Source organism: Stenotrophomonas sp. GW821-FHT09E08 (genome assembly GCF_059416125.1).
The window spans coordinates 52,835-77,621 of sequence record NZ_JBWKOO010000017.1 but is presented as its reverse complement, the minus strand read 5'-3'; the positions used below and the strand labels follow the sequence as shown (position 1 = coordinate 77,621).

The window sequence follows — 24,787 nt, the reverse complement described above, 5'->3', positions numbered from 1 at the left end:
GGGCAGGTGACGGCCTGCGGCCAGGCCAGAGATGGTCGAGCAGCCACATGGCGGGTCTCCGTGGGGGACGGGGACCTGTACGCTAGCGATGCTTGGGCAAAGAACCGGTGAGGGCCCTGCGGCAGTCAGATGACAACCGCGGCCCACTCTCAGTGCTGCAGCCGTGATCGTCCCAGACGGCGTACCAGCACGAAGAACAACGGCACCAGCACCACCGCCAGCACAGTGCCGGAGAGCATGCCGCCGATCACGCTCATGCCGATTTCACGGCGGCTGACCGCACCGGCACCGGTGGCCAGCGCCAGCGGGATCACGCCGGCCACGAAGGCCAGTGAGGTCATCACGATCGGCCGCAGGCGCAGGCGCGCGCCCTGCAGTGCCGCTTCCACCGCCGAACTGCCGGCGCGGTAGCGCGCTTCGGCGAACTCCACGATCAGGATCGCGTTCTTTGCCGACAATCCAATCGTGGTCAGCAACCCCACCTGGAAGTAGATGTCATTGACGAAGCCCGCAGCCGTGGTCGCCAGCACCGTACCGATCACGCCCAGCGGAATCACCAGCACCACCGCCACCGGCACCGTCCAGCTCTCGTAGAGTGCGGCCAGGCACAGGAAGATAAAGGCAATCGAAGCGGCGTACAGGTACAGCGTCTGGTTGCTGGCCAGTTGCTCCTGATAGGACAGCCCGCTCCATTGCAGATCGAACCCGGGTTGATCGGCCACCAGCGCCTGCATGCGCTGCATCGCTTCACCCGAGCTGCGCCCCTCGGCTGCGCTGCCCTGGATCTGCATCGCCGGCAGGCCGTTGAAACGCTGCTGCAGCTGCGGCCCACGCGCCCAGTGGCTGCTGGCAAAGCTGGCGAACGAAGCCATCTGGCCGTTGCCGCCGCGCACGTACCACTGGCCAATGTCGTCGGGCACGCTGCGGTAGGGCTGGTCGCCCTGCATGTAGACACGCTTGACCCGGCCGCGGTCGAGGAAGTCGTTGATGTAGCTGCCACCCCAGGCGGCAGACAGCGTGGAATTGATGTCGGCCTGTGCCAGGCCCAGCGCACTGGCCTGGGCGTGGTCGATGTCCAACCGCAGCTCGGCCTTGTCACCCAGCCCGTTCAAGCGCACGGAGGTCAGCCCGTCGTCTTCGCCGGCCGCGCGCACCACCTGCTCCTGCGCAGCCTGCAACGCCACGCGTCCGGCCGCGCTGGTGTCCTGCAGCCACAGTTCGAAACCACTGGACTGGCCCAGGCCGCGCACTGCCGGTGGCGCCAGCACGTTGACCTTGGCATCGGGCAGCTTGCGGAAATAGGCATTGGCGCGCGCGATGATCGCCGCCGCGGTGTTGTCGCCCTTGCGCTCGTCCCATGGCTTGAGTGCCAGGAAGCCCTGCCCCGCATTCTGGCCGGTACCGGCGTTGTTGCGACCGACCACCACGAACACCACGTCCAGGTTCTGCTTCTCGTGCTCCATGAAATAGCGGCTGATCTGCTCGCCCAGCGCTTCGGTGCGCGCCATCGGCGTGCCTTCCGGCGTGGAGAACTGGAAGGTCACCTGGCCCTGGTCCTCCACCGGCAGGAAGCCGGTCGGCATGCGCGCGTACAGCGCGACCATGGCGACCGCCAGCAGCAGGTAGAACGCCATCCATCGCCGCGGCCGGGAGACGACGCCGCCGAGTCTGCCCTGGTAGGCAGACTGGCTGCGTTCGACGCCACGGTTGAACGCGGCGAAGAAGCGCCCCGGTGGCTTCTGCGCCGACGAGGGCTTGAGCAGGGTCGCGCACAACGCCGGTGTCAGGGTCAGCGCGACCAGCGCCGACAGCGCCATGGCCGATGCAATCGTGATCGAGAACTGCCGGTAGATGATGCCGGTGGAGCCACCGAACAGCGCCATCGGCAGGAACACCGCACCGAGCACCACGGTGATCCCGATCAGTGCACCGGTGATCTCGCCCATCGACTTCTCGGTTGCCTCGCGTGGCGGCAGGTGCTCTTCGTGGATGATGCGTTCCACGTTCTCCACCACCACGATCGCGTCATCGACCAGCAGGCCGATCGCCAGCACCATCGCGAACAGGGTCAGTGTGTTGATGGTGAATCCGGCAACGGCCAGCACGCCGAAGGTGCCCAGCAGCACCACCGGCACGGTGATCGCCGGGATCAGCGTGGCACGCAGGTTCTGCAGGAACAGGAACATCACCACCACCACCAGCACGATGGCTTCGATGAGGGTATGGATGACTCCCTCGATCGAGACCCGCACGAACGGTGTGCTGTCACGCGGGTAGGCCACCTGCAGGCCGGGCGGGAAAGTTGGCCGCAACCGTTCAATCTCCGCGCGCACCGCGTCGGCAGTGGCCAATGCGTTCGCGCCGGAGGCCAGGGTCACCGAGAAGCCAGCCGCCGGATAACCGTTGAGATAGCTGCTGGTCTGGTAGTTCTCCGCGCCGATCTCGACCCGCGCGACGTCGCCCAGCAGAACCGCCGCACCATTGGGCAACGTGCGCAGGATGATCGCGCGGAACTGCTCGGGGGTCTGCAGGCGCGACTGCGCGGTCACCGTAGCGTTGAGACTCTGCGTCGGGCTGGACGGCATCGCCCCGAGTTCGCCGGCCGTCACCTGGGTGTTCTGCGCCTGGATCGCGCTGCGCACGTCCGATGGCATCAGGTCGTAGGCGCGCAGCTTGTGCGGGTCCAGCCACACGCGCATCGCGTAGGCCGAGCCGAACACGTTGATTTCGCCGACACCGGGAATGCGGCTGATCGGGTCCTGCACGTTGCTGACCAGGAAATCGGAAACATCCACCCGCTCCATGCGCCGGCTGGTGTCGTACAGCGAGACCACCATCAGCGAATCGCCCTGCGACTTCGCGACCGTCACACCCTGCTGCTGCACTTCCTGCGGTAGCCGGTTGATCGCCTGGTTGACGCTGTTCTGTACCTGCACCTGGGCGATATCCGGGTTGGCGCTCTGGTCGAAGGTGACCGTGATGCGCGCCTGCCCGGACGAGGAACTGGTGGACGAGAAATACAGCAGATGGTCGATACCCTTGATCTGCTGCTCGATCACCTGGGTGACGCTGTCTTCCACCGTCTGCGCCGAGGCCCCGGTGTAATTGGCGGTGATGTTGACCTGCGGCGGTGCGATGTCCGGGTACTGCTCCACCGGCAGCTGGGTCACCGCGATGGTGCCGAAGGCCATGATGCAGATCGCCAGGACCCAGGCGAATACCGGGCGATGGATGAAGAAGCGCGGCAGCATGCGCTCAGTCCTTCGCGGTGGAAGCTGGCGCAGGCTTCACCCGCACCGTCATGCCATCGGCCAGGCCCTGCGCGCCGGCTACCACCACCTGCTCGCCGGCAGTCAGGCCATCGAGCACCAGCCACTGGTCGCCGATCGCACGCGCGGTGCGGAACAGCCGCAGCCGTGCCTTGCCGTCCTTGTCCACCAGCCATGCCTGCGCCTCACCCTTGGGGCTGCGATCCACCGCAGCCTGTGGCACCAGCAGCGCCTGCTGGCGGGTCCCCTGCCCCACCAGCGCGCGCACGTACATGCCTGGCAGCAGTTGCCCATCGGGGTTGGGGAAACGCGCACGCAGGGTGATGCTGCCGGTTTCCTGCTGCACGTCGATGTCGGCGAACTCCAGCGTCCCCGGCAACGGGTAGTCGGTGCCATCGGACAGGCGCAGCCGTACCGGCGCAGTATCGGCCTGCACGCCACCGTCGGCGATGGCGCGGCGTAGTGCCAGATACTCATTGCTGGACTGGGTGATGTCCACGTTCATCGGGTCCATCTGCTGCACCCGTGCCAGTGGATCGGCCTGGCCGGAGGTAACCAGCGCACCCGGCGTGAACAGCGCGCGGCCGATGCGGCCTGCGATCGGCGAGGTCACCGTGGCAAACCCCAGCCGTGTGCTGGCCGTGTCACGCGCGGCCTGTGCGGCCTGCGCGGCGGCGGCGGCCTGCTGGTCGCCGGCCACCGCATCATCCACGTCCTGGCGCGCGGCCAGCTGGTCCTTGCCCAGTGCCTGCATGCGCTGCGCCCGCAGGCGCGCGGTGACCGCAGCGGCCTCGGCAGTTTTCAGGTTGGCCCGCGCCTCGTTCAGCGCAGCCTGGTACAGCGCGGGCTCGATCTGGAACAGCGGCTGCCCGGCCTTCACCCACTGGCCCTGCTCGAACAGGCGCTTCACCAGCACGCCATCGACCTGCGGGCGCACATCCGATTCCTGCGAGGCGACGCTGCGCCCGGGCAGTTCCTGCTGCAGTGCCAGCGGCTGACTGCGCAGGGTCAGCACGGTCACCTCCGGTGCCGTGGCGCCCGGCTTGGGCGCGTCCTTGCCGCAGGCGCTGAGCAGGCCGGCCAGGGCAAGCGCCAGCAGCGGCAGGCCCGCGGTTCGCGACAGCCGCCAAGCGCGGTACGGACGGGAGGGGTTCGGAGGGATCATCGGCTGCAGGTTCCACGCGTGGGGGAGCGTTCGGCGCCGAATATAGAAGACGCGGCGGCACGATCCTGCTAAATCACGCATGAAACATTTTTCATTTGCAGTCGCTGCCCACGATTGCGAGGATGCCCCTGTCCCACTCTGCATACTGGCCCATGCCGCGCGTACTCACCATCGAGGACGATCTTGTCACCGCAGAGGAAATCGCCACTGAACTGCGCAGCCACGGCTTCGACGTGGACCTGGCCAGCGACGGCGGCCGTGGCCTGGCGCTGGCACGTGCAGGCGACTACGCGGTGATCACCCTGGACCGCATGCTGCCCGGCATCGACGGGCTGGCCCTGGTCACCACGCTGCGCCGCGAAGGCATCACCACGCCGGTGCTGATGATCAGCGCGCTGTCGGACGTGGATGAACGCGTGCGTGGCCTGCGCGCCGGTGGCGACGACTACCTGACCAAGCCCTTCGCCTCCGATGAGATGGCTGCACGCGTGGAAGTGCTGATCCGGCGCCAGGGCCCGACTGGCGCCATCGACAACGTACTGCGCGCCGGTGACCTGGAACTGGACCTGATGACCCGTTCGGCGCGACGCGGCGGGCATGAAATCGCGCTGCTGCCGACCGAGTTCAAGCTGCTCGAATTCCTGGTGCGCAACGCCGGCCAGGTGGTCACCCGCACCATGTTGTTCCAGGAAGTCTGGGGCTACCACTTCGATCCGGGCACCAACCTGATCGACGTGCATATCGGCCGCGTGCGCAAACGCATCGAACAACCCGGCCGGCCGCAGCCGATCCTGACCGTACGTGGAACCGGCTATGTCTTCGACGCGCAATCCTGACCATTGGCGCTCATCCAGCAGCCGTCTGCTGGGCCTGTACTGCATCCTGTTCGTGGCCTGGTCCAGCCTGCTGCTGGGGGTGATGTACTGGCGCATCTCGGACTACCTGAACGACCTGACCGAATCGGGCCTGCAGCAGCGCGCCCATCTGTTCATGAGCTTCGACGGGCCGGCGCTGGATGACGCGCTGCGCGACAGCCAGCGCTTCGACCTGCACCAGGTGTATACGTACGGGCTGTTCGACAAGGCCGGCGTGGCGATGGCGGGCCCGCTGACGGCCATCCCCGAAGGACTGCCGCTGGATGGCAACTCGCATCAGGTAGCGGGTTGGACGCTGGTCGATGGCCGCCACGAGAGCGGTGGCAGCGCGCTCGGCGTGGTGACCCGGGATGGCCGGACACTGGTGTTCGTGCGCCAGAACGGCAAGCTGATGGCGGTCAACAGCATCATCCTCGATGCACTGCTGTGGGGCGTGTCACTGACTGTCATCCCCGGGCTTGTGGGCTGGCATCTGCTGCGCCGGCGCCCATTGAAGCGGATCCAACAGATCGAAGCGGCCACCAACCGCATCATTGCCGGCGACCTCGGCCAGCGCCTGCCGGTGTCCAACCGCCGCGATGAAATCGACCGGCTGTCGAGCATCGTCAACGCGATGCTGGAACGCATCGAACAGCTGATGACCGAGGTCAAAGGCGTGTGCGACAGCATCGCGCATGACCTGCGTACACCGCTCACGCGCCTGCGTGCACACCTCTACCGCATGCGCGTGGGCCTGGACGAACACGACCCGCATGCGGACCCGCTGGACAAGGCGCTGGCGGAGACCGACATGCTGATGGCGCGCTTCGCCGCCCTGCTGCGCGTGTCCGAGCTGGAAAGCCACCAGCGCCGTTCGGCCTTCGACGAGGTCGACATCGCCGACCTGCTGCAGGAGCTGCACCAGTTCTACCTGCCGTTGGCCGAAGAGAAGCAACAGGATCTGCAGCTGCAGGTGGCGCCGCAGATCGGCATGCTGCGCGGTGATCGCGAACTGCTGTTCGAAGCGGTCGCCAACCTGCTGTCCAACGCCCTGCAGTTCACGCCTGCGCACGGGCGCATCCTGCTGCGCGCGGTGGAGGACCACGGCGCGCCCCGGATCGATGTGATCGACAACGGGCCGGGCATCCCGCCGCAGGACCGCACCTTGATCTACCAGCGCTTCTTCCGCGGCAGCAGCAGCAGTGCCGGGCAAGGGCCCGGCTTTGGCCTGGGGCTGTCGATCGTGGCCGCCATTGCCGGTCTGCACGGCTTCCGTGTCCGCGCCGGCAGCGCCCCCGACGGCGGCGCCTGGATGAGCATCCGCGGCGCCGCAGACGGCCTGCCCTGAAGCGGGCTCGTCACCGGCAATTGCATTTGGGAATCATTTGTAATTGAGGACGAGCAGCCGGATAATCCGCCGTCACCGCCCTTCCCGGATCATTCCCGATGCCCGCCCTGCCGTCGCGTCCGCTGCTGTACACGCTCGCCCTGCCCACCCTGCTGGCCTCGGCCCTCGCCCAGGCCCAGGACAACCCGAAGGCGCGCACCCTGGACAAGGTAACGGTGGTGGCCGAGCGGGCCAGCACTGCGACCAAGACCGACACCGCCCTGACCGAGACGCCGCAGGCGATCAGCGTGGTCACCCAGCAGCTGTTCACCGATCGCGGCGCACACAACCTGCAGGAAGTGCTGCGCTACAGCGCCGGCGTCACCGCCGATGCCTGGGGCCTGGATACCCGCAACGATGCCACCTCGGTGCGCGGGCTGGACCCGGTGCAGTACCAGGATGGCCTGCGCCGCAGCTACGGTTTCAGTCCCCTCGCCCGCCCGGAGATCTACGGCCTGGAACGGGTGGAAGTGCTGCGCGGCCCGTCCTCGGTGCTGTACGGTGCCGGCGCCACAGGCGGCATCATCAATGCGATGAGCAAGCGCCCGACCTTCGGCGCCCTCAACGGCGAGGTCGGCGTGCAGCTCGGCAGTTTCGACCGCAGGCAGCTGCAGGGTGACATCAGCGGCGCATTGAACGATGCCGGCACGCTTGCCGGCCGCTTCGTCGGGCTGGTGCGCGAATCGAACATGCAGACCGATGTATTGAAGGATGACCGCGTCTACCTGGCACCGTCGATCAGCTGGCGCGGCGAACGCAGCACCTTGACCCTGCTGGCCAGCTACCAGCATGACAAGACCGGCTCCAGCCAGCAGTTCCTGCCGCTGGCCGCGACCCTGCTGGCCCCGCCCGGACGCCGCCTCGACCCGTCCACCTTCATCGGCGATCCCGGCTTCGACCGCATCGACTCGCGTGTGTACAGCCTGACCGCGCTGTTCGACCACAGCTTCAACGACATGCTCAGCCTGCGCTCGGCAGTGCGTTACATCGATGGCAGGACCACCCTGCAGCAGATGTACGTGGACAGCTACAGCAATCCGACCAACCCCTTCATCGACGCCGAGCGGCGCGTGGTCAACCGCACCGCCTACGGCACCCGCCCCGACGTGCAGATCTTCAGCGCCGACAATGCACTGCAGTTCGACTTCGCCACCGGTGCCTTCCAGCACCTGCTGCTGGCCGGCGTGGACTACAGCCAGTACAAGGAGCAGCTGCAGCGGCTGGACGCCACCGGCACACCGATCGACATCTACACCCCGGTATCGGTCGCACCGATCGTGCGTGGCTGGGATCGTCAGCCGGACCAGACCTCCACCCAGCTGGGTGTCTATGTGCAGGACCAGATCCGTTGGGCCGACCGTGTCTCGCTGGTGCTGGGCGCGCGCCGCGACCATGCGCGCTCGAAGACGGAAGGCCAGTCCAGCCAGACCGACAACGCCACCACCTATCGCGCCGGGCTGATCGGCGAACTGGGTGCGGGCGTTTCGCCCTACCTGAGCTACAGCGAATCGTTCCTGCCGGTGTCGGGGCAGGATCTGTTCGGCAGCGCCTTCAAGCCGATGCGCGGCCGCCAGTCCGAGGCCGGCATCAAGTGGCAACCCGCGCGCAACCTGCTGCTGACGCTGGCGGCGTACCGCATCACCGAAACCAATCGCCAGACCAACGATCCGGACAATGTGTTGAATGTGGTGCAGACCGGCCAGATCCGCTCCAAGGGCGTGGAGCTGGAAGGCCAGTTCCAGTTTTCCAACGACCTGACGGTTACCGCCGCCGTTGCGCGCAACGAGGCTGAGGTCAGCCGCAGCAACTTCGCATTGGAAGTGGGCCAGCGCCTCAACGACACCCCGCAGGACCTGGCCTCGGCCTGGGTGTCGAAGGGTTTCCAGCTGGATGATGCCGCACGCCTCCGGCTGGGACTGGGCGTGCGCCATGTGGGCAATACGGTGTCGCTGGGCAATGGCGGGCGCATCATCACTCCGAGCTACACGCTGGCCGATGCATTGATGGAAGTGCAGGTGACCGACTGGACGATGGCGTTGAACATCACCAACCTCACCGGCAAGCGCTACTACGCGCCGTGCCGCACCTTTGGCGACTGCTTCGCCGGCTACCCGCGCGTGGTGAGCGGCACCATCAGCTATCGGTTCTGATGGCGACCAGCGCGGGCCGCCGCAGCAGCAGGTGCAACAGCACAGCGCAGGCGGCGGTCAGGTCCCGGCACGTTGGCCTGGCGCACGCCTGCAGCCGTTGCGCATCTGCTCCGCAGCGCTCAGGACCAGCTGATCCACCGGATCAGCGCGCGGCCGCGGCATCCAGGAAATTGCGCAGCACCGGCGACGGTGCTTCCGGCCGCGTGCAGAACTGCAGCGCGAAGCGCGCTGCTTCATCGGCCAACAGCCGATAGACGATTTCCTGCGAACGGAAACTGGCCATGCTGGCCGGCACGATCGCCACGCCGGCGTCCACCGCCACCAGCGACAGCACCGCGTGCATGCCATGCGCTTCCTGCACCACGCGCGGGGTGAATCCTGCCGCGGTGCACAGGCCCAGCACCTGCGCATGAAAGCCGATGCCCTCGCCCGCCGGCCATGAAACGAACAGCTCATCGGCGAGCATCGCCACACTGACCTCTGGTGCGTCGGCCAGCGCATGTGCACGCGGCAGCGCAATCGCGAGGCGGTCGTGGTCGAAGTCGTGAAGTACCAGCTCGGCCGCGGGAATCGGTGGAATCAGCACGCCGACATCGATGCGCTGCTCACGCAGCCACAGCTGCTGCTGGCGCGAGGTCGCTTCCTGCAGATGCAGCTGCACCTGCGGGTACTGCTGGCGGAAGCGGCGGATCAGGCCTGGCAGGCGGCCATACAGCGCACTACCCACATGGCCCACGCGCAGGCTGCCAGACTGCCCGGCGGCGGCTTCGCGCGTGCGCTGCAATGCCTGCTCGGCCTGCTGCAGCGTTGCCCGCGCCTCAACCAGCAAGGTCTGCCCGGCCGCGGTCAGGCCCAGGGTACGATTGCCGCGCACGATCAGTTCACTGCCCAGTTCGTCTTCCAGCCGCCGGATCGCCGCCGTCAGCGGTGGCTGCGACATGTGCAGGCGGGCCGCGGCGCGGTGGAAGTGCAGCTCTTCGGCCACGGCCACGAACTGGCGAAGCAGGCGCAGGTCGATCATCTCGATGCAGGCAGTGGGAACCCGCCTAGGGTACGCCTTCAGCCGCGCACGTCGACGCTGGCGCGGGCGATGGCCGGCCACTGCAGGGCCACCGACTCGATGCTGTCGGCACTGACCGCGCGCAGATCCCGCGGATACGCCACATGCTCGGCCTCCTGCAGGCGCAGTGCGTGGAACTGGCCATTGCTTGCGCGCAGCACCCATCCGCCGTCCTGGCAGCGCGTGGACGCCAGATAGGCCACGCCCTGTGCGACCGCATCCGGATGCAGCTCGTCGGGCTCGCCGTCGACGCCCCACATGCGGGTCTTCGCCACCGGCGAAACGGCGTTGGCCACGATGCCGTGCTCGGCGCCTTCCAGTGCCAGCACATTGACCAGGCCAAGCGCGGCCAGCTTGCCCATCGCGTAAGCGGACAGCCCGCGCTGTGCGTACTGCGGATACAGCGCGCGATCGGACGTGGTGATGACGATGCGCCCACCGCCCGCCGCGCGCATCGCCGGCCACGCCGTCTGCGCCAGCCACAGCGGCGTCTTCGCGGCCAGGCACAGCATCTGCTCCAGCGCCTCGTCCTCGATCGCTTCCAGCGTCTGGTACTCGACCCAGCCGGCGTTGTGGATCAGGAAATCGATACGGCCGTGCTGCTGCAGCAGATCCTGCACCAGCCCGTGGCAACCCGCGCGATGGTCGATGGGATCACTGACGGCCTGCACCGATAGCCCCCGCGCCTGCAACGCTTCGGCACTGTGCTGGATGCGCAGCGGATCGGTACCACGGCCTTCGGTGCCGGTACCGACGTCATGCATCACCACATGCGCGCCACGCTCGGCCAGCAGGCGACTGTAGGCCAGGCCCAGTCCACCGGCGGCGCCGGTCACCAGGCCCACCTGGCCTTCGAAGGAAATACGCGAAATCGGCTTCATCCGCACAGCTTCAACCAAACACGCGGGCCGCAGCCAATACCGTTCGCCGCCCTCCACGATACGCGCACGCTATCGTCGAAAAGGGGACGGAGAGGATTAAGGCGTTTCAGGCACAGTGTGGCAAGTTACGGCTTAATCCCCTCCGCCCCCTTTTTCGCTCAGCGGCTGAAGCGGCGCGCGCCTGCCACGCAGATCACCGCGACCACGGTCACCAGCACCATGCTGAGGCTGACCGATTCGTGCAGCAGCAGCGCAGCCAGAGCCAGCCCGAAGAACGGTTGCAGCAGCTGCAGTTGGCCAACCGCGGCAATCCCGCCCTGGGCCAGCCCGCGATACCAGAACAGGAAACCGATCAGCATGCTGAACACCGCCACGTAGCCCAGTGCCCACCACGCCGAAGCACCGACTGCCGCGAACGAGGCCGGGCGCATCAGCACCGCCAACGGCAGCATCACCGGCAGTGCCAGCAGCAGCGCCCAACTGATCACCTGCCAACCCCCAAGGTGACGGGCAAGCCGACCACCTTCGGCATAGCCGAGCCCACACACCACGATTGCCGCCAGCATCAGCAGGTCAGCCTGAAGCGAGGCCTCGATGCCGTTGCGTACCGCATAGCCGACCACGCAGGCACTGCCCAGCAGCGAGAACAACCAGAATGCGGGACGCGGCCGATCGCCACCGCGCAGTACACCGAACACAGCAGTACTCAGCGGCAGCAGACCGAGGAACACGATGGTGTGTGCCGATGAAGCGTGGCGAAGGGCCAGTGCGGTCAGCAGTGGAAAGCCGACCACCACGCCGAAACTGACCACGGCCAGGCCCGCCAGATCGGTGCGCTGCGGACGCGGCTGGCGCAGCAGCAACAACAGGCTGACGCCAAGCACGGCGGCGATGGTGGCACGCGCAGCGGTGACGAATCCGGCGTCCAGCTGCAGCACTGCCAGGCGGGTAGCCGGCAACGAGCCCGCGAAAATCACCACGCCGATGAAGCCATTGATCCAACCACTCGCCGACCGTTCCACGCCTGTACTCCTGTCGTGCCGGGCAGCACCCGGCGGGATCTCCATGGAAGCACCCGAGACGGCGCGGCCCCAGCTACAATCCAGTACAGTCGCAAGTAACTGTACTGCCCACACTTCCACTACAGTCCGCCATGCCACGCCCCCTCACCCGCATCGAATCCGTCATCCAGGCGGTGCGCACCCGCATCAGCGCGCGCATCGATGGCCCCGGCTCGCGCCTGCCCTCGGTCCGTGCACAGGCCAGCGCCATGGGGGTTTCCGTCTCCACCGTGGTCGAGGCCTATGAGCGCCTGGCCGCCGAGGGTGTGATCAGCGCGCGCGCGGGCTCGGGCTTCTACGTCAGCGGGCCTGCTGCACCACTCGCCCTTGCCGAAATGGAGCCCCGGCTGGATCGCGCGGTGGACCCGCTGTGGGTGTCGCGGCAATCGCTGGAAACACCGGCCGGCCATCTCAAACCGGGCTGTGGCTGGATGCCCAGCGATTGGCTGTACCACGACGGCATGCGTCGTGGCCTGCGCCGGCTGGCACGCGCCGATGCGTCACAGCTGGTCGACTACGCCGGCCCGCTCGGCCTGCCCGCGCTGCGCCAGCTGCTGCAGCGGCGTTCGGCCGCCGTGGGCATCGATGCGTCCATGGAACAGATCCTGTTGACCGAATCGGGCACCCATGCGGTCGAGCTGATCTGCCGTTTCCTGCTCAAACCCGGCGACTGCGTGCTGGTCGATGACCCCAGCTACTTCAACTACCACGCGTTGCTGAAGGCACACCAGGTGCAGGCGATCGGCGTGCCCTACACTGCCACCGGCCCGGACCTTGAAGCATTCGCACACGCATTGCAGGCGCATTCGCCGCGGCTGTACATCACCAACTCGGGGCTGCACAACCCAACCGGCGCCGTATTGTCGGCCAGCACCGCCCATCGTCTGCTTGGCCTGGCCGAACGCAGCGAGCTGATCATCGTCGAAGACGACATCTTCGCCGACTTCGAGCTGAGCCCCGCGCCACGGCTGGCCGCACTCGATGGGCTGTCACGGGTGATCCACGTCGGCAGCTTCTCCAAAACACTGTCGGCATCGTCGCGATGCGGCTACATCGCCGCACGCCATGACTGGATCGAAGCGCTGACCGACCTGAAGCTGGCCACCAGTTTCGGCGGTGGACACCTCGCGGCACAATTGATGCACATCGCGCTGACCGACAGCGGCTACCGCCGCCACATGCAGTCGGTGCGTTCGCGGCTGGCCGATGCGCGCCGGCAAACGCAGCGGAAACTGCAGACTCTGGGCATCACGCCGTGGCTGCAGCCGGAAGCCGGCCTGTTCCTGTGGTGCCAGCTGCCAGACGGTCGCGATGCCGCCGCACTGGCCCGGCGATGCCTGCGCGCAGGCATCGTGCTGGCCCCGGGCAATGCCTTCAGCCAGTCGCAGCGCGCGGCCGACTATGTACGTTTCAACGTCTCGCAGTGCCAGGACCCGCGGATCTGGCAGGTGCTGACGCGGGAACTGCGCTGAGCTGGTTGCGAACCGGCCAGCGCAGGCGGGAGCGTCCAGCCGCAAAGGCACTTGCACGGCGCGCTACAGTGGTATGTCCCCTCCGCAGGAATCCGCGCATGTCCACGTTCTCCGACCCGCAGGCGGTGGCCCGCTATGCCGAAGCGCCGCAGCGCCAGGTGCCGGGCTTCCTCGCGTTGCAGCAGATGAGCCGCCTGCTGCTGGCCGAACGCGTCCCGACGGAGGGCCGCGTGCTGGTGCTGGGTGCGGGTGGGGGGCTGGAGCTGAAGGCCTTTGCCGTGGCGCAGCCGGGCTGGCAGTTGCTGGGCGTGGACCCGGCTGCGCCGATGCTGGCCCTGGCCGAGCAGACACTGGGCCCGTTGAACGCACGCGTTGAGCTGCTGGAAGGCTACATCGACGATGCCCCGGACGTGCGCTTCGATGGTGCCAGCTGCCTGCTGACCCTGCACTTCCCAGACGCCACGCAACGCCTGCATACGTTGCGCGAGCTACACAAGCGACTTCGCCAGGGTGCCCCTCTGGTTGTCGCCCACCACAGCGTGCCGCAGGATCCGGTCGGCAAGCTGCGCTGGTTGCAGCGCTACGCGGCGTTCGCGGAAGCCTCGGGGGTTGCCCACGCCGATGCGCAGCGCGCGATCGAAGCGATTGCCGAGCGGCTGCCGCTGCTGGCGCCCGAGCAGGAAGTCGCGCTGCTGCAGGAGGCCGGCTTCGACGACGTGGAGCTGTTCTATGCCGGCTTCAGCTTCAAGGGCTGGGTGGCGTACGCCGGATGAAGCCTACGGCACCACGGTGATACCGATGCGCTGCATCAACAGCGCCACCTGCTGCACGTCCAGCGTGGCGCCACGCAGGTTGGTGCTGCGCAGGTCCAGCTCGCCCAGCTCGGAGTTGGTCAGGTCGCAGTCGGTGAAGTTGGCACTGTTCCAGTCGATACCCTCGAACTGGCCGCCGGACAGGTCCGATCCTGCGAAGCTGGCACCGTTCACGTTGGCGCCGTCCCAGCGGTTCTCCCACAGTTCGCACTTCTCCAGAGTCACCCGCGAGAAATTGGCGTAGCGCAGGTTCGACTTCTTGATGAAGGCGCTGCAGAACCAGCTGCGCGTGGTTATCTGGTTCATGAAGCTGGCGTTGCTGAAATCCGCACCCTGTGCGCGGCACTCGCTGATCTCCAGCCCCAACGCCTTGATGAAACTGAAATGGCACATGCTGATGTCACAGCTGCGGAAACTGGCTTCCTTCAGCGTGGCACCATTGAAGCGGCAGCCGGCGCGGCTGTCGGCATCGTAGAAACTGCAGTTGATGAATTCGGTGGCGGTGAGGTCCGCGCCGGAAAAGTCGCATTCGTGGAACTGCTGGTCGACCACTTTCTGGCCGGTGTACTGGTCCGCGCCGATGCGCAGCTTGCGGTGAACGGTGGGGGACATCGGGGATTCCATGCCGGTGGCCCCGTCATGATGCCGGGCCACGAAGGTGATCCATAGACCCGGACGTGGGCGGGTTCACCGGCAGTCCAGCCGGCGTGCGTCCACCTATCCCGGATCACACGTTGTTGCACGTTAATGCACGAACATGCACACTCCCAGCATGAGTTCCGATCCCAGCCCCCTTCCCGCCCAGCGGACCCAGCTGATCCTCGACGAACTGCACCAACAGGGCCGTGTGGTGGCCGCTGAACTGGCGCGCCGTTATGCGGTTTCCGAGGATTCGATCCGCCGCGACCTGCGCGAGCTGGCTGCCCAGGGGCTGTGCCAACGCGTCTACGGTGGCGCCGTGCTGCCGCCGCCCAAGGAGCGCCCGCTGCGCGAGCGCCTGACCCGCGACCGTGGCGACAAGGCCGAACTGGCCGCCCGCGTCTGTGCCCTGCTGCAGCCCGGCCAGGTAGTGCTGCTCGATGCAGGCTCGACCAATCTGGCCATCGCCCAGCAGCTGCCAGCCGCCCTCGGTCTGACGGTGATCACCAACGCCCCGCAGATCGCCACCGCCGCCAGCCTGCACGAGGGCGCCTCGGTACAGCTGATCGGCGGCCGCCTCGCCCGCGGCGGCGGCGCGGTCGGTGCCGAAGCACTGGCCCAGGTGCAGCGCCTGCGCGCCGACGTTTACCTGCCCGGCCCATGCGCGGTGGATGGCGACACCGGCGTGTGGGCGATGGATGCGGAAGAAGCCACACTGAAGCGCGCGATGGTGGCCTGCAGCAGCCGCGTCATCGTCGCCGCCACCACCGAAAAACTCGGTGCCCGGGGCAACTGGCAGATCGCCAGCCTCGACGAGATCGACGATCTGGTGTTGACCACCTCGGCACCGCCCGCACTGGCCGCGCGCTTCCGCGCCGCCGGTATCGCGGTACACCCCACCCCGCCCTGACCGTACCGCTCATGTCCCTCGCCAACCGCGCGCGTGCCGAACAGCACGCGACCCGCGCTGCATTCTTCATTCCCGGTTTCGCCACCGCATTGTGGGCAACACTGGTGCCGTTCGCCAAGGCGCGCACCGAAATCAACGACGCTACGCTGGGCCTGGTGCTGCTCTGCCTCGGTGCCGGTTCGCTGCTGGCCATGCCGTTGTCCGGCGTGCTGGCCGCACGCCTGGGCTGCCGCCGGGTGATGGTGGCCAGCAGCCTGCTGATCTGCCTGACGGTACCCGGCCTGGCACTCGCCGGTTCGGCCTGGGCGCTGGGAATGGTGCTGTTCGTGTTCGGCGCAGCTGTCGGCGCGATGGACTGCACGATGAACGTGCAGGCCGTCATCGTCGAGCGCGAAGCGCGGCGGGTGATGATGTCCGGCTTCCACGCGTTCTTCAGCATCGGCGGCTTCCTCGGCGCGGCAACGATGACCGTGCTGCTCTCCGCACAGTTGCCGCCACTGGCATCGGTGCTGATCGGTGTCGGCGCCATGCTGCTGGTGATGCTGCTGTCGGCGGCGTACTGGCACAGCGAGCGCATGCCGCACGACGCACCGATGCTCGCCATTCCGCACGGCATCGTGCTGTTCATCGGCGTACTCGCCTTCGTCGCCTTCCTTGGCGAAGGCGCCATGCTGGACTGGAGTGCGGTCTTCCTCAGCGATGTGCGCCGCGTCGATGCCAGCATTGCCGGTATCGGCTATGTGACCTTCACTCTGACCATGACCGTCGCACGCCTGTTCGGCGATGCGCTGGTAGCGCGTGTGGGCCGTGAGCGCGCGATCGTGTTTGGCGCCCTGCTCGCCGCCGCGGGCGTGCTGGTGTTGACCCTGGTCACGCCGTGGCAGGCGTCGTTGGTGGGCTATGTGCTGGTCGGCCTCGGCTGCGCCAACATCGCCCCGGCCCTGTTCTCGCTGGCTGGGCACCAGACCCGCATGCCGGGTGCGCTGGCGATTACTGCCGTGTCCACGCTGGGTTTTGCCGGCATCCTTGCTGGCCCGGCACTGATCGGCTTTGCTGCCAACCACTTCGGCCTGATCGCCGCCTTCATCGGCGTCGCCGTGGCACTGTTGATGGTCGCGGTGTCGACCCGCTGGCTGCGGGTCTGACTGGCAGCATCAGCGCCACCGCAGCTTCATTCGCAGACGGCGACAGCCGATCACCGTGGCCGTCGCGCACAGCGCAGTACCCGCCAGGCTCAGCAGCAGCAACACAGCCAGGCGGGCGGTGCCCTGACGCAGCAACGCAGGCAGGTCCCAGCTGTGCAGGAAGTAGAACAGCCAGCGCCCCACCCGTTCGCGATGCCCCATCGTCAGCAACGGGTCACCGGTGGCCAGATCGAGATAGACGCGCGTCGCCTCGGCATCGCCGAAGTCCACCACTGCTACCGGGAAGCGGCGCACCGCCGCACCATTCATGGCCTCCGGTGCACGCGGATAGAAGTACGCATCCGGCGCCTGCCGGATCACGAATCCCTGCACCGGTGCATCGGACATGGCTCGCACCTTCTGCAGCAGCCATGCCGCTGGCAGCTGGCGCGCAACCTGCAGCTGGCCTTCAACCTGGGACACGATGCGGGTATCGCCTTGTCCATCCAGCAGCACCGCAAACAGTTCACCTCCGATGCGCCGCCACTGGACCTCCACCGGCTTGAACCGCGTAGCATCGACCGTCGCCAGCAGCGCCGCCGGGGCACCCAATGCGCCATCCACCGCCGCCGCACCGCGATAGCGGCCGCTGTCGATCGCCTCGCGTGTGCTGCTGAAAACCCCCAACGGGTTCATCGACATCAGCCCGCTGAAGATCCAGGTGAACACGAAGGCGGATACCACCAATCCGATCAGGTGGTGCCAGCGCATCCAAGGCTCGACGTACGGTGTCTTCGCGCCGGAACGGTAGTGACCACGGAAACGCCAACGCCACAGCCCGACCACGATGCCGCTGACCGCCGCCACCGTGCACAGCGCGGACAACACGATCACCACCCACGTCCACACCGGGTCCACCGACTGCATGCGCAGGAAGTACAACCAGTGCAGCCACGCGCCCACGTAGTTCCAGCGCTGCTGCACCCGTGGTGCATCCAGTACCACTTCGCCAGTGTGCGAGGACACGTACAGGTCTCCCGGCTGTGTACCTCCCACTTCCACCCGGTACAGCGGCCGATGTACGTCCAGTGCACGCGAATGCGTCCAGCGGTCCTCGTCCACCCGCATCGCGCCCACGAACGCCTGGCCGCCGGCGAACTGTGCAGCTGATGCTTCGGCACGCTGTGCCGACACCGGCAGCAGGGCCTGGCCAGTGACGGCTGACCACGCCCCAACGTTGCTTCCCGTGCGCACCACATATGCAGGCGCGCCTCGCAACGTGGTCAGGGCCACGGCCTCCGGCTCGGCCTGCACCGCGGCAGGCAGTACCGACAGCCCCTGCAGGTCGCGGGCGTCCCCCAGCACGGGCAAGGCTGCCAAGCGCTCCCCCGGCGTCAGCTTCGGGTAGCCGATGAACAGCATCACCATGCCGCTGACAAACCACAGCAGCATCAGCAGGCATCCGCCGATGCCGAGCCAGCGATGCACCAGATAGGTCCAGCGCTTGGCCTTCGATCGCAGCGACATGGTGCGCGTCCTCAGAAGCGATGATCGACGGTGAACTCGACGCGGCGATCCGCGCCCAGCAGCCACTGCGTGCTGGTGTAGTACGCGGTTGCGTAGTACGCCTTGTCGAACACGTTGAACATGCGAGCGGTCAGGCGCGTGCGCGGTGCTGCCTGCCAGGTCAGCGCCAGATCGGTGGTGCTGTAGCCGGGCAACTCCAGCGTGTTGGCATTGTCGGCGTAGCGCTTGCCGACATAGCGCACGCCAGCGCCTGCGCTCCAGTCCGGCAGGAACTGCCAGCTCAGCCATGCGTTCGCCAGCCGCTCGGCCACGTTCGGCGGCACGTTGCCATCACGCGACACCAGTACCGCCGGCGAGCCGGTGGTTTCCAGGAAATCCTCGAACTCGGCCTTCAGCACGGTGGCATTGGCATCGAGCGACCACTTCGGCGCGAAGTTCCAGTTCAACGACGCCTCGATGCCCCGGGAAGTCTGTGCTCCCACCTGCACCCGGCGATCCGGCACCAGCGGGTCGCGGCTGAGCAGGCCAGTCTTGCGGATGCGATACGCGGCCAGCGTCCACTCCCCGCCCTCGAAGGCCTGCTTCAGGCCGACCTCGATCTGCCGCCCCTTGGCCAGGTCGAATGCTCCGTTGGCCGGGCTGATCATCAGCAGGCCGCTGACCGGATCCGCCGCCTGCGAGTACTGCGCATACAGGCTCAGCGTCGGCCGAAGCGCGAATACCGTACCTGCACGCCAGCCGGTGCTGCTGTAGGTCTTCGAAAACGCGTTCTGGCCGCTGATCAGATCAGTACGATCGATACGTGCACGGTCGTGGCGCAGCCCACCCAGCACCGACCAGCGCTCGCTCAGCGCCAACCGGTCTTCCACGAACAGCGCGAACTGCTCGGCACTGTTGCGGTAGCGCGGCAGGTTCGGCGCATCGCTGGCGAACTGGCCCGGCACCGGATCGAACGGATCGACCGGGCCCGAGCTGCCGGCATAGGTGTTGTTGGTGTGCTTGAAGTGCGCGCGGTTGGTGTCCAGGCCCACCGCGAAGCTGTTCTGCAGGCCACCCGCCGTTCCCTGCACGCGCAGCGTGGAGGTCAGCCCGGTCTGGTCCTGGTTGTGAGTGATCTCGGTATTGCCCGATCGATCGATCAAGCCAGTGGCGCGGTTGTAGACATAGGCCTCGGCATTGCGCCAATCGCGCTGGCTGTCGATCTGGTAGAGGCGCGTGCGCCATTCCACATTCGCGTTCGGCGTCCACAGCGCATCGAGCTGGGTCCAGCGATCGCGGTAGCGGATGTCGCTGTCTTCCACGTTGTAGTTGCGGTGGCGCAGCGCCTCCAGCTGTCGCCCCTCGACCAGCGGCGTGCCGAAGTAGCGCATCGGTTTCTGGTAACCCTGCGCGTGGGTAAGGGTCAGCTGCAGGTCCTGGCTCGCCTGCCACAGCAATGCACCGGAGAAAGTGGCATCGCTGTTGCGGCCGCGGTCGACCCAGCCACCGCCGTAGTTCCCGCTCACATCCAGCCGGTAGGCCAGCTCCGGGGTCAGCGCGCCACCGCTGCCGAAGCCCAGGCGCGCGGTGTCTTCGCTGCCCATGGTCACGCTGATCTCGTTCTCGATGGCACCGCGCGAAGGCTTCTTCGGCACGATGTTGATCACGCCGCCAATCGCCCCATCGCCATGGATCACCGAAGCCGGTCCACGCAGCACTTCGATGCGCTCGATCGACCAGGTGTCGAACGGGAAGGTGATGCCCACGCCGCCGTACTGGCGTAGCCCGTCATACAACCGCATCACCGAGGCGCCGTCGGTGAAGCCACGGCTGGACAGTGCACTCAGGCCGTTGCCGGGGTGCGGCATGGCACTGATCGCGCCGGCGCGGCTGATCGCCTCGCTGAGGTTGCTGTCACCACGTTGCTCCAGTTGATCGCGCGAAACGATGGTCAGGCTGGCCGGCGTCTGCAGCACGCTCAGGCCCAGCGCAGAGCCGGCGCTGGCGGCAGAAGACAGTTCACCGCTGCGGGTGTCGACCACGCGCACCGTATCCAACGTGGTGGGGGGAGCCGTGTCGGCGGCAAGCAGGGGAGCGGTGTGCAGCAGCAACGCGCACAGGACAGGCAACGCCGCCCTGCGCAGGCGCACGGAGTTGGGGCTCGTTTTCATTTGTTCACGGCATGCAGGGCCGCCCGGTCGGCCGGGCAGCAGAAAGAAATGTGCACGCGGTAGCGCCGGGCCATGCCCGGCGACTTCAATCGAATCGAATGAATGACCGCGTGTTCGGCTCAGACAGCCGCAGCCACCGGCGGTCCCCGTGCACCCAACGTTCCTGCAATCCGCTGCGGCAACGTCCGCACCGCACCACGCAGCGCGCGGCACACCGGTGCCATCGGCGCCAACAGCAACAGCGCTGCCACCAGCAGGGTGATCAGCCGGCCGGCGATCAGGCAGTAATCGCAGTCCACGCCCATCTCGTGATCAGCATGTGGATCGACACGTGCCTTTGGCGCGGCCTCACCGTGCTGCATTGCCGTCGCGTGATGGTCGTGGTGCCCTTCCATCGCCTGCTGCGCATGCTCTGCGTGCATCGCGTGATTCATGGCTGCCACCGGTGCGGTGGCCGCAACGTGACCACTCGCCAGCCAGCGGCTCACCAGCGGGGCGAGCAGCACCAGCAGCATGGCAAGCCATGCCAGGGCCTGGAACCGGCGGTGGAAAGCAGAACGTCGCACGCCGCCATTCTACGGGGCTGCAGCCAACCTTGGACCACGTTCAGGGTTGCTCCGCAGGTGGTGCGACGTTATGACGCAGCCTCGCTCGCGAGGCGCACTGATCACCCCGGAGGGGACGGAAGGGCGCCCAGCCTGGCCGGCCCCTTCCGCCCCCGATCGGCAACGCTAGAACCGCACCGGCTGCTGCACTGCGCGCTCCAGGAACATGACACCCGCCTGCAGGCTGTTGCGGGCGTTCTCCAACCAGCGCTCCGGGTCGGCCATCGCGAATCGCTCCTGTGCATCCACGTCCCCCGCATCCGCCAGATCGGCCAGCTGCAGATGGATGTGGTTCTCAACCAGGCTCACCAGCATGGCGAGCTCGGCCGACAATCCGGCGATGCGTTCGGTGAAGCCAGCGTCGTTGCTGTTCAGAGACATGTCCCCTGTTCCTATGCGTTGCGGTGTTGATGGATGGCTTCGAAACGCTCGGCACAGGCAGGCCCACAGAACAGCCTGGCCGGATCGTTGTCGAAGTCTTCGCTGCAGTCCGGGTTGTGGCATTCCCCAATGGGCGTGAGAGGGGCAACGCTGCTGGCCCGCGTTGCGTGCTGGGCCAATGCGCGTTGCAGGTGGCGCGCTTCCAGTTCCTGCGATTCGTCGATGGTGTCCGTCATGCCAGTCGTATTTTATCGAGGGGTGGTCGCACCGAATGAGAACGCTGCGGCGGCAATGCACGACGCGCGCGTTTCATCGGATCGGTGTGCTTCGGCGAGGTCGGTTTCAGGCATGCAGGCTCCTTGTGCATGGACGCCCGGACAGGGCGATTGAGAGAGGAAAAGCGGCCGTGCGGCACGGCGACGCCATCATCGGGAAACCGGTTCTCGCCAACTGCGACGGAACACGCTGATGAAGGCGATCTGCGACCGCCATCGCATCTCCCAAGCGAGCTTCCACACCACGCAAGCAACAGGGATGAAAGGTACTGAAAGGGATTGCAAAAGGCAGGGTGATCCGACACCATGATCGCCTCAGCACCTCCCACCACCTACTGACCACCTCGCGTCGGGCAGCCGCCGCATGGCCTGCGCACGGCAGGCAACACACAGCACCCTTGCTGCCACCGGTCGCTGTGAATCGAACCATGTTTCAAGGGGATCCCGCCGAATGCACACACCGCACCCAGCACAGAACGTCGTTCCCGCGTTCCTGCAGGCCATGCATGCACACGGCATCGTGCCGGACGCGCGCGGACGCGATGCACTCAATGCCGACGGCACGCTGGTGCGCTTCCATGTGGAGGGCGATCGCCGCGGCACCCGCAACGGCTGGGCCGTCCTGTTCGGTGACAACGTCCCCGCAGGTGAGTTCGGCAGCTGGCGTACCGGAACCCGCCATGCCTGGTGCGCGAAATCACCGACCACACTGAGCGCAACCGAACAGCGTGCGATCCGCCAGCGCCAGGAACGGGCCCGCGTCGAGCGCGAACAGCAGCAGCGCGAGCGCGAGGATGCAGCAGCCAAGGCCGCCAACGTACTGTGGAACCGTGCCGTGCCTGCCGATGGCAGCCATCCCTATCTCGTGCGCAAGGGCATCCAGGCGCATGGCCTGCGCGTGGCAGCATGGCCGGTACGCAACAGTGACGGGCTGGTGTTCCGTCACATCGACAACGCGCTGCTGGTGCCGGTGATGAACACAGCGGGCCGGATCGTCTCGCTGCAGGCGATCTTTCCTCGCGTGGACCCCGCACTCGCACGCGACAAGGACTTCCTGCCGGGCGGCCGCAAGCAAGGCTGCTTCCACGTCATCGGCAAGCCACAGCCGGGCCACCCCATCGCCATCGCCGAGGGCTATGCCACCGCAGAATCGATCCACCAGGCCACCGGCTGGTGCGTAGTGGTCGCCTGGGACGCAGGCAACCTTGCATCGGTGGCTCGCGCCTGGCGCAACGCCGTGGCCGACGCCAGCTTCGTACTCTGCGCCGACAACGACCAATGGACCCGACAGCCACTGGACAACCCCGGCGTCACCCAGGCCTCCCATGCTGCGGCGGAGATCGACGCACGCGTGGTGTGGCCGGAGTTCGCCGTTGTGCTTGGCGATGATGACCGCCCCACCGATTTCAACGACCTGCATCTGCGCGAAGGCCTGGAGGTACTACGCGCCCAGCTGCTGCCCCTGCCACCGACGGCACCGGAGGCATGCCCGGCAGAGGATGAGCCGCAGCCAGCGCATGCCGCGCGCTACCTGGTGCCCGGCAACCTGTCCGCGTTCGACACCTTTACTCCGTTCCCGGACAGCAACGCGCGTGGCCGTCCGCTGCCGACGGCACGCAACCTGGCCGAACTGTGCCGGCGCACCGGGGTGACCGTGCGCTACAACGTCATCCGCAAGGACCTGGAGATCCTGGTACCGGGTCTGCAGACCACGGTGGACAATGCCAAGGAGGTCGCCGCCGGCGAAGTGATGGACTGCATGCACCGTGCCGGCATGGCCACGGCCAGTTTCGAGACCAACCTGTGCCAGGTGGCCGAGGCCAATCCCTACAACCCGGTCGCCAGCTGGATCACCTCGCAGCCATGGGATGGCCGGTCGCGCCTGCAGGACTTCTTCGATACCGTGCAGGAAGCCCAACCCACCCGCATGGCCGATGGCCGCATCCTGAAAGAGGTGTTGATGCGGCGCTGGTTGATTTCCGGCGTGGCCGCGGCGTTCGAACCGGACGGCGTGGTGGCCCGTGGGGTGCTTACTTTCGTGTCGAAACAGAACTTGGGCAAGACGCGCTGGGCGCGGCAGCTGGCGCCCGCCGGGCTGCATCTGATCGCCGACGGCGTGGTGCTTGATCCGGCCAACAAGGACAGCGTCAAGCAGGTCATCTCCAAGTGGATCGTCGAACTGGGTGAGGTCGACGCGACCTTCCGCCGCACCGACATCGCGGCGTTGAAGTCGTTCATCTCGCGCAGCCACGACGAGCTCCGCCGTCCCTATGCGCGCACGGAATCGCGCTATGCGCGGCGCACCATCCTGTTCGCCAGTGTCAACGATGAGCGCTTCCTGCGTGATGCCACCGGCAACAGCCGCTGGTGGACCGTGCATGCCGTGGCACTGGGCGAACCGGCGCGGATCGACATGCAGCAGGTCTGGGCCGAGGCCCACGCGCTGTACTGCAACGGTGAGACCTGGCACCTGTCCAGCGAGGAGCTGGATGCGCTCAATGCCACCAACAGCGAGCACGAACCGATCTCGCCGATCGCCGAGCTGATCGACCGTCACTTCGACTGGTCCCTCCCTGCAGAGCACTGGGGCGCGCAGTACCGCGCCACCGAGATCGCCCTCGCGGTGGGCATCGACAAACCGAATCGCCGCGAGGTCAACGAGGCTGCTGCCTACGTGGTCAAGCGCCATGGCGTGCATACCAAAGTGGTGGGCAAGGAGCGCGCCAAGGTCTGGCTGATGCCGGCACGCAAGCTCACCCTCGCCGAATACGCGGCGGGCCCGTTCTGATGCCACGCACCCACGATGGTCGCGAGGCCGGCACCGACACCACGGACTGGCGACTCGCCTGCGAAGCACGCCGCCTGCTGCAGCTTGGGGGCTACCGCTACATTGATGCCTGTGGCCGCTGGAGGATGGTCAGCCCGCGCCGGCATCGTCAGCAGTATCTGGAACGTGTGCAGGCAATCCGTGGCCATGCCGAGCGCGACCGTCTTGCGGCGCTGGCACTGCGGATATGGGCCTCCGCCCATCCGGACAATGCACACAAGGATGCAAGTAGATGAAA

General features: G+C 67.0%; 20 protein-coding genes. 9 read left to right on the top strand and 11 right to left on the bottom strand.

The window, feature by feature from the left end:
• Nucleotides 1-149 precede the first annotated feature (149 nt).
• The gene (locus AC07M7_RS18260) at nucleotides 150-3,251 is read right to left on the bottom strand and encodes an efflux RND transporter permease subunit (RefSeq protein WP_495207999.1); all 3,102 of its coding nucleotides are present in this window, start codon (nucleotides 3,249-3,251) and stop codon (nucleotides 150-152) included.
• Nucleotides 3,252-3,255: 4 nt separating this feature from the next.
• Entirely contained in the window at nucleotides 3,256-4,434 is a 1,179-nt protein-coding gene (locus AC07M7_RS18255) for an efflux RND transporter periplasmic adaptor subunit (protein WP_495207998.1), read from the bottom strand.
• 152 nt (nucleotides 4,435-4,586) lie between these two features.
• Between AC07M7_RS18255 and AC07M7_RS18250 the strand changes: the two genes are divergently transcribed.
• The 3 genes from AC07M7_RS18250 (at nucleotide 4,587) to AC07M7_RS18240 (ending at nucleotide 8,825) form a co-directional block, all read left to right on the top strand.
• Complete coding sequence (locus AC07M7_RS18250; protein ID WP_046982754.1) at nucleotides 4,587-5,270, top strand: response regulator transcription factor; 684 nt, start codon at nucleotides 4,587-4,589, stop codon at nucleotides 5,268-5,270.
• Entirely contained in the window at nucleotides 5,248-6,636 is a 1,389-nt protein-coding gene (locus tag AC07M7_RS18245; protein WP_495207997.1) for a sensor histidine kinase, read from the top strand. Before AC07M7_RS18250 ends, AC07M7_RS18245 begins: the two co-directional genes overlap by 23 nt.
• Before the next feature lie 98 nt (nucleotides 6,637-6,734).
• The gene (locus AC07M7_RS18240; RefSeq protein ID WP_495207996.1) at nucleotides 6,735-8,825 is read left to right on the top strand and encodes a TonB-dependent siderophore receptor; all 2,091 of its coding nucleotides are present in this window, start codon (nucleotides 6,735-6,737) and stop codon (nucleotides 8,823-8,825) included.
• 142 nt (nucleotides 8,826-8,967) lie between these two features.
• On the opposite strand, the gene AC07M7_RS18235 is transcribed toward AC07M7_RS18240, so the two are convergent.
• The 3 genes from AC07M7_RS18235 to AC07M7_RS18225 all read right to left on the bottom strand — a co-directional run bounded on the left by AC07M7_RS18235 (nucleotide 8,968) and on the right by AC07M7_RS18225 (nucleotide 11,788).
• Nucleotides 8,968-9,846, bottom strand: a complete 879-nt coding sequence (locus AC07M7_RS18235) for a LysR family transcriptional regulator (protein WP_495207995.1) — start codon at nucleotides 9,844-9,846, stop codon at nucleotides 8,968-8,970.
• A gap of 38 nt (nucleotides 9,847-9,884) precedes the next feature.
• Entirely contained in the window at nucleotides 9,885-10,766 is an 882-nt protein-coding gene (locus AC07M7_RS18230; protein WP_495207994.1) for an SDR family NAD(P)-dependent oxidoreductase, read from the bottom strand.
• A 158-nt stretch (nucleotides 10,767-10,924) separates the two neighbouring features.
• Complete coding sequence (locus tag AC07M7_RS18225) at nucleotides 10,925-11,788, bottom strand: EamA family transporter (protein ID WP_046982759.1); 864 nt, start codon at nucleotides 11,786-11,788, stop codon at nucleotides 10,925-10,927.
• Between the two features lie 131 nt (nucleotides 11,789-11,919).
• Here AC07M7_RS18225 and AC07M7_RS18220 point away from each other — a divergent pair, with 131 nt between their 5' ends.
• Entirely contained in the window at nucleotides 11,920-13,299 is a 1,380-nt protein-coding gene (locus AC07M7_RS18220) for an aminotransferase-like domain-containing protein (protein WP_495207993.1), read from the top strand.
• Nucleotides 13,300-13,397: 98 nt separating this feature from the next.
• Complete coding sequence (locus AC07M7_RS18215) at nucleotides 13,398-14,072, top strand: class I SAM-dependent methyltransferase (RefSeq protein ID WP_495207992.1); 675 nt, start codon at nucleotides 13,398-13,400, stop codon at nucleotides 14,070-14,072.
• A 3-nt stretch (nucleotides 14,073-14,075) separates the two neighbouring features.
• On the opposite strand, the gene smqnr is transcribed toward AC07M7_RS18215, so the two are convergent.
• Nucleotides 14,076-14,723 (bottom strand): SmQnr family pentapeptide repeat protein, encoded by a 648-nt coding sequence (gene smqnr / locus AC07M7_RS18210; protein WP_136638911.1) that lies wholly within the window; start codon nucleotides 14,721-14,723, stop codon nucleotides 14,076-14,078.
• Nucleotides 14,724-14,883: 160 nt separating this feature from the next.
• Between smqnr and AC07M7_RS18205 the strand changes: the two genes are divergently transcribed.
• Nucleotides 14,884-15,660, top strand: coding sequence for a DeoR/GlpR family DNA-binding transcription regulator (locus tag AC07M7_RS18205; protein ID WP_428709570.1), 777 nt, complete (start codon nucleotides 14,884-14,886; stop codon nucleotides 15,658-15,660).
• A gap of 11 nt (nucleotides 15,661-15,671) precedes the next feature.
• Nucleotides 15,672-16,805 (top strand): MFS transporter, encoded by a 1,134-nt coding sequence (locus tag AC07M7_RS18200; RefSeq protein WP_495207991.1) that lies wholly within the window; start codon nucleotides 15,672-15,674, stop codon nucleotides 16,803-16,805.
• Between the two features lie 9 nt (nucleotides 16,806-16,814).
• On the opposite strand, the gene AC07M7_RS18195 is transcribed toward AC07M7_RS18200, so the two are convergent.
• The 5 genes from AC07M7_RS18195 to AC07M7_RS18175 all read right to left on the bottom strand — a co-directional run bounded on the left by AC07M7_RS18195 (nucleotide 16,815) and on the right by AC07M7_RS18175 (nucleotide 21,683).
• Nucleotides 16,815-18,311, bottom strand: a complete 1,497-nt coding sequence (locus AC07M7_RS18195; RefSeq protein ID WP_495207990.1) for a PepSY domain-containing protein — start codon at nucleotides 18,309-18,311, stop codon at nucleotides 16,815-16,817.
• Nucleotides 18,312-18,322: 11 nt separating this feature from the next.
• Nucleotides 18,323-20,461, bottom strand: coding sequence for a TonB-dependent receptor (locus AC07M7_RS18190; RefSeq protein WP_495207989.1), 2,139 nt, complete (start codon nucleotides 20,459-20,461; stop codon nucleotides 18,323-18,325).
• A gap of 119 nt (nucleotides 20,462-20,580) precedes the next feature.
• Nucleotides 20,581-20,976 (bottom strand): DUF2946 family protein, encoded by a 396-nt coding sequence (locus tag AC07M7_RS18185; protein ID WP_046982766.1) that lies wholly within the window; start codon nucleotides 20,974-20,976, stop codon nucleotides 20,581-20,583.
• A 216-nt stretch (nucleotides 20,977-21,192) separates the two neighbouring features.
• Nucleotides 21,193-21,447: a hypothetical protein gene (locus AC07M7_RS18180; RefSeq protein WP_046982767.1), complete on the bottom strand. Its 255-nt coding sequence runs from the start codon at nucleotides 21,445-21,447 to the stop codon at nucleotides 21,193-21,195.
• A gap of 11 nt (nucleotides 21,448-21,458) precedes the next feature.
• Nucleotides 21,459-21,683: a hypothetical protein gene (locus tag AC07M7_RS18175; RefSeq protein ID WP_495207988.1), complete on the bottom strand. Its 225-nt coding sequence runs from the start codon at nucleotides 21,681-21,683 to the stop codon at nucleotides 21,459-21,461.
• A 490-nt stretch (nucleotides 21,684-22,173) separates the two neighbouring features.
• Between AC07M7_RS18175 and AC07M7_RS18170 the strand changes: the two genes are divergently transcribed.
• Together AC07M7_RS18170 and AC07M7_RS18165 are read left to right on the top strand one after the other, a co-directional pair.
• Entirely contained in the window at nucleotides 22,174-24,510 is a 2,337-nt protein-coding gene (locus AC07M7_RS18170) for a VapE domain-containing protein (RefSeq protein WP_495207987.1), read from the top strand.
• Nucleotides 24,510-24,785 carry a hypothetical protein gene (locus tag AC07M7_RS18165; protein WP_253078969.1) on the top strand — a complete coding sequence of 92 codons (276 nt, stop codon included), beginning with the start codon at nucleotides 24,510-24,512 and terminating at the stop codon, nucleotides 24,783-24,785. Before AC07M7_RS18170 ends, AC07M7_RS18165 begins: the two co-directional genes overlap by 1 nt.
• The last annotated feature ends 2 nt before the right edge of the window (nucleotides 24,786-24,787 follow it).

What these genes read in the sequence shown, in the direction of transcription:
- AC07M7_RS18255 (WP_495207998.1), bottom strand. Translation starts at nt 4,434, where the DNA reads ATGATCCCTCCGAACCCCTCCCGTCCGTACCGCGCTTGGCGGCTGTCG.
- AC07M7_RS18260 (WP_495207999.1), bottom strand. Translation starts at nt 3,251, where the DNA reads ATGCTGCCGCGCTTCTTCATCCATCGCCCGGTATTCGCCTGGGTCCTG.
- smqnr (WP_136638911.1), bottom strand. Translation starts at nt 14,723, where the DNA reads ATGTCCCCCACCGTTCACCGCAAGCTGCGCATCGGCGCGGACCAGTAC.
- AC07M7_RS18165 (WP_253078969.1), top strand. Translation starts at nt 24,510, where the DNA reads ATGCCACGCACCCACGATGGTCGCGAGGCCGGCACCGACACCACGGAC.
- AC07M7_RS18195 (WP_495207990.1), bottom strand. Translation starts at nt 18,311, where the DNA reads ATGTCGCTGCGATCGAAGGCCAAGCGCTGGACCTATCTGGTGCATCGC.
- AC07M7_RS18235 (WP_495207995.1), bottom strand. Translation starts at nt 9,846, where the DNA reads ATGATCGACCTGCGCCTGCTTCGCCAGTTCGTGGCCGTGGCCGAAGAG.
- AC07M7_RS18180 (WP_046982767.1), bottom strand. Translation starts at nt 21,447, where the DNA reads ATGTCTCTGAACAGCAACGACGCTGGCTTCACCGAACGCATCGCCGGA.
- AC07M7_RS18205 (WP_428709570.1), top strand. Translation starts at nt 14,884, where the DNA reads ATGAGTTCCGATCCCAGCCCCCTTCCCGCCCAGCGGACCCAGCTGATC.
- AC07M7_RS18200 (WP_495207991.1), top strand. Translation starts at nt 15,672, where the DNA reads ATGTCCCTCGCCAACCGCGCGCGTGCCGAACAGCACGCGACCCGCGCT.
- AC07M7_RS18170 (WP_495207987.1), top strand. Translation starts at nt 22,174, where the DNA reads ATGCACACACCGCACCCAGCACAGAACGTCGTTCCCGCGTTCCTGCAG.
- AC07M7_RS18175 (WP_495207988.1), bottom strand. Translation starts at nt 21,683, where the DNA reads ATGACGGACACCATCGACGAATCGCAGGAACTGGAAGCGCGCCACCTG.
- AC07M7_RS18220 (WP_495207993.1), top strand. Translation starts at nt 11,920, where the DNA reads ATGCCACGCCCCCTCACCCGCATCGAATCCGTCATCCAGGCGGTGCGC.
- AC07M7_RS18250 (WP_046982754.1), top strand. Translation starts at nt 4,587, where the DNA reads ATGCCGCGCGTACTCACCATCGAGGACGATCTTGTCACCGCAGAGGAA.
- AC07M7_RS18185 (WP_046982766.1), bottom strand. Translation starts at nt 20,976, where the DNA reads ATGCTGCTGGTGCTGCTCGCCCCGCTGGTGAGCCGCTGGCTGGCGAGT.
- AC07M7_RS18245 (WP_495207997.1), top strand. Translation starts at nt 5,248, where the DNA reads ATGTCTTCGACGCGCAATCCTGACCATTGGCGCTCATCCAGCAGCCGT.
- AC07M7_RS18240 (WP_495207996.1), top strand. Translation starts at nt 6,735, where the DNA reads ATGCCCGCCCTGCCGTCGCGTCCGCTGCTGTACACGCTCGCCCTGCCC.
- AC07M7_RS18230 (WP_495207994.1), bottom strand. Translation starts at nt 10,766, where the DNA reads ATGAAGCCGATTTCGCGTATTTCCTTCGAAGGCCAGGTGGGCCTGGTG.
- AC07M7_RS18190 (WP_495207989.1), bottom strand. Translation starts at nt 20,461, where the DNA reads ATGAAAACGAGCCCCAACTCCGTGCGCCTGCGCAGGGCGGCGTTGCCT.
- AC07M7_RS18215 (WP_495207992.1), top strand. Translation starts at nt 13,398, where the DNA reads ATGTCCACGTTCTCCGACCCGCAGGCGGTGGCCCGCTATGCCGAAGCG.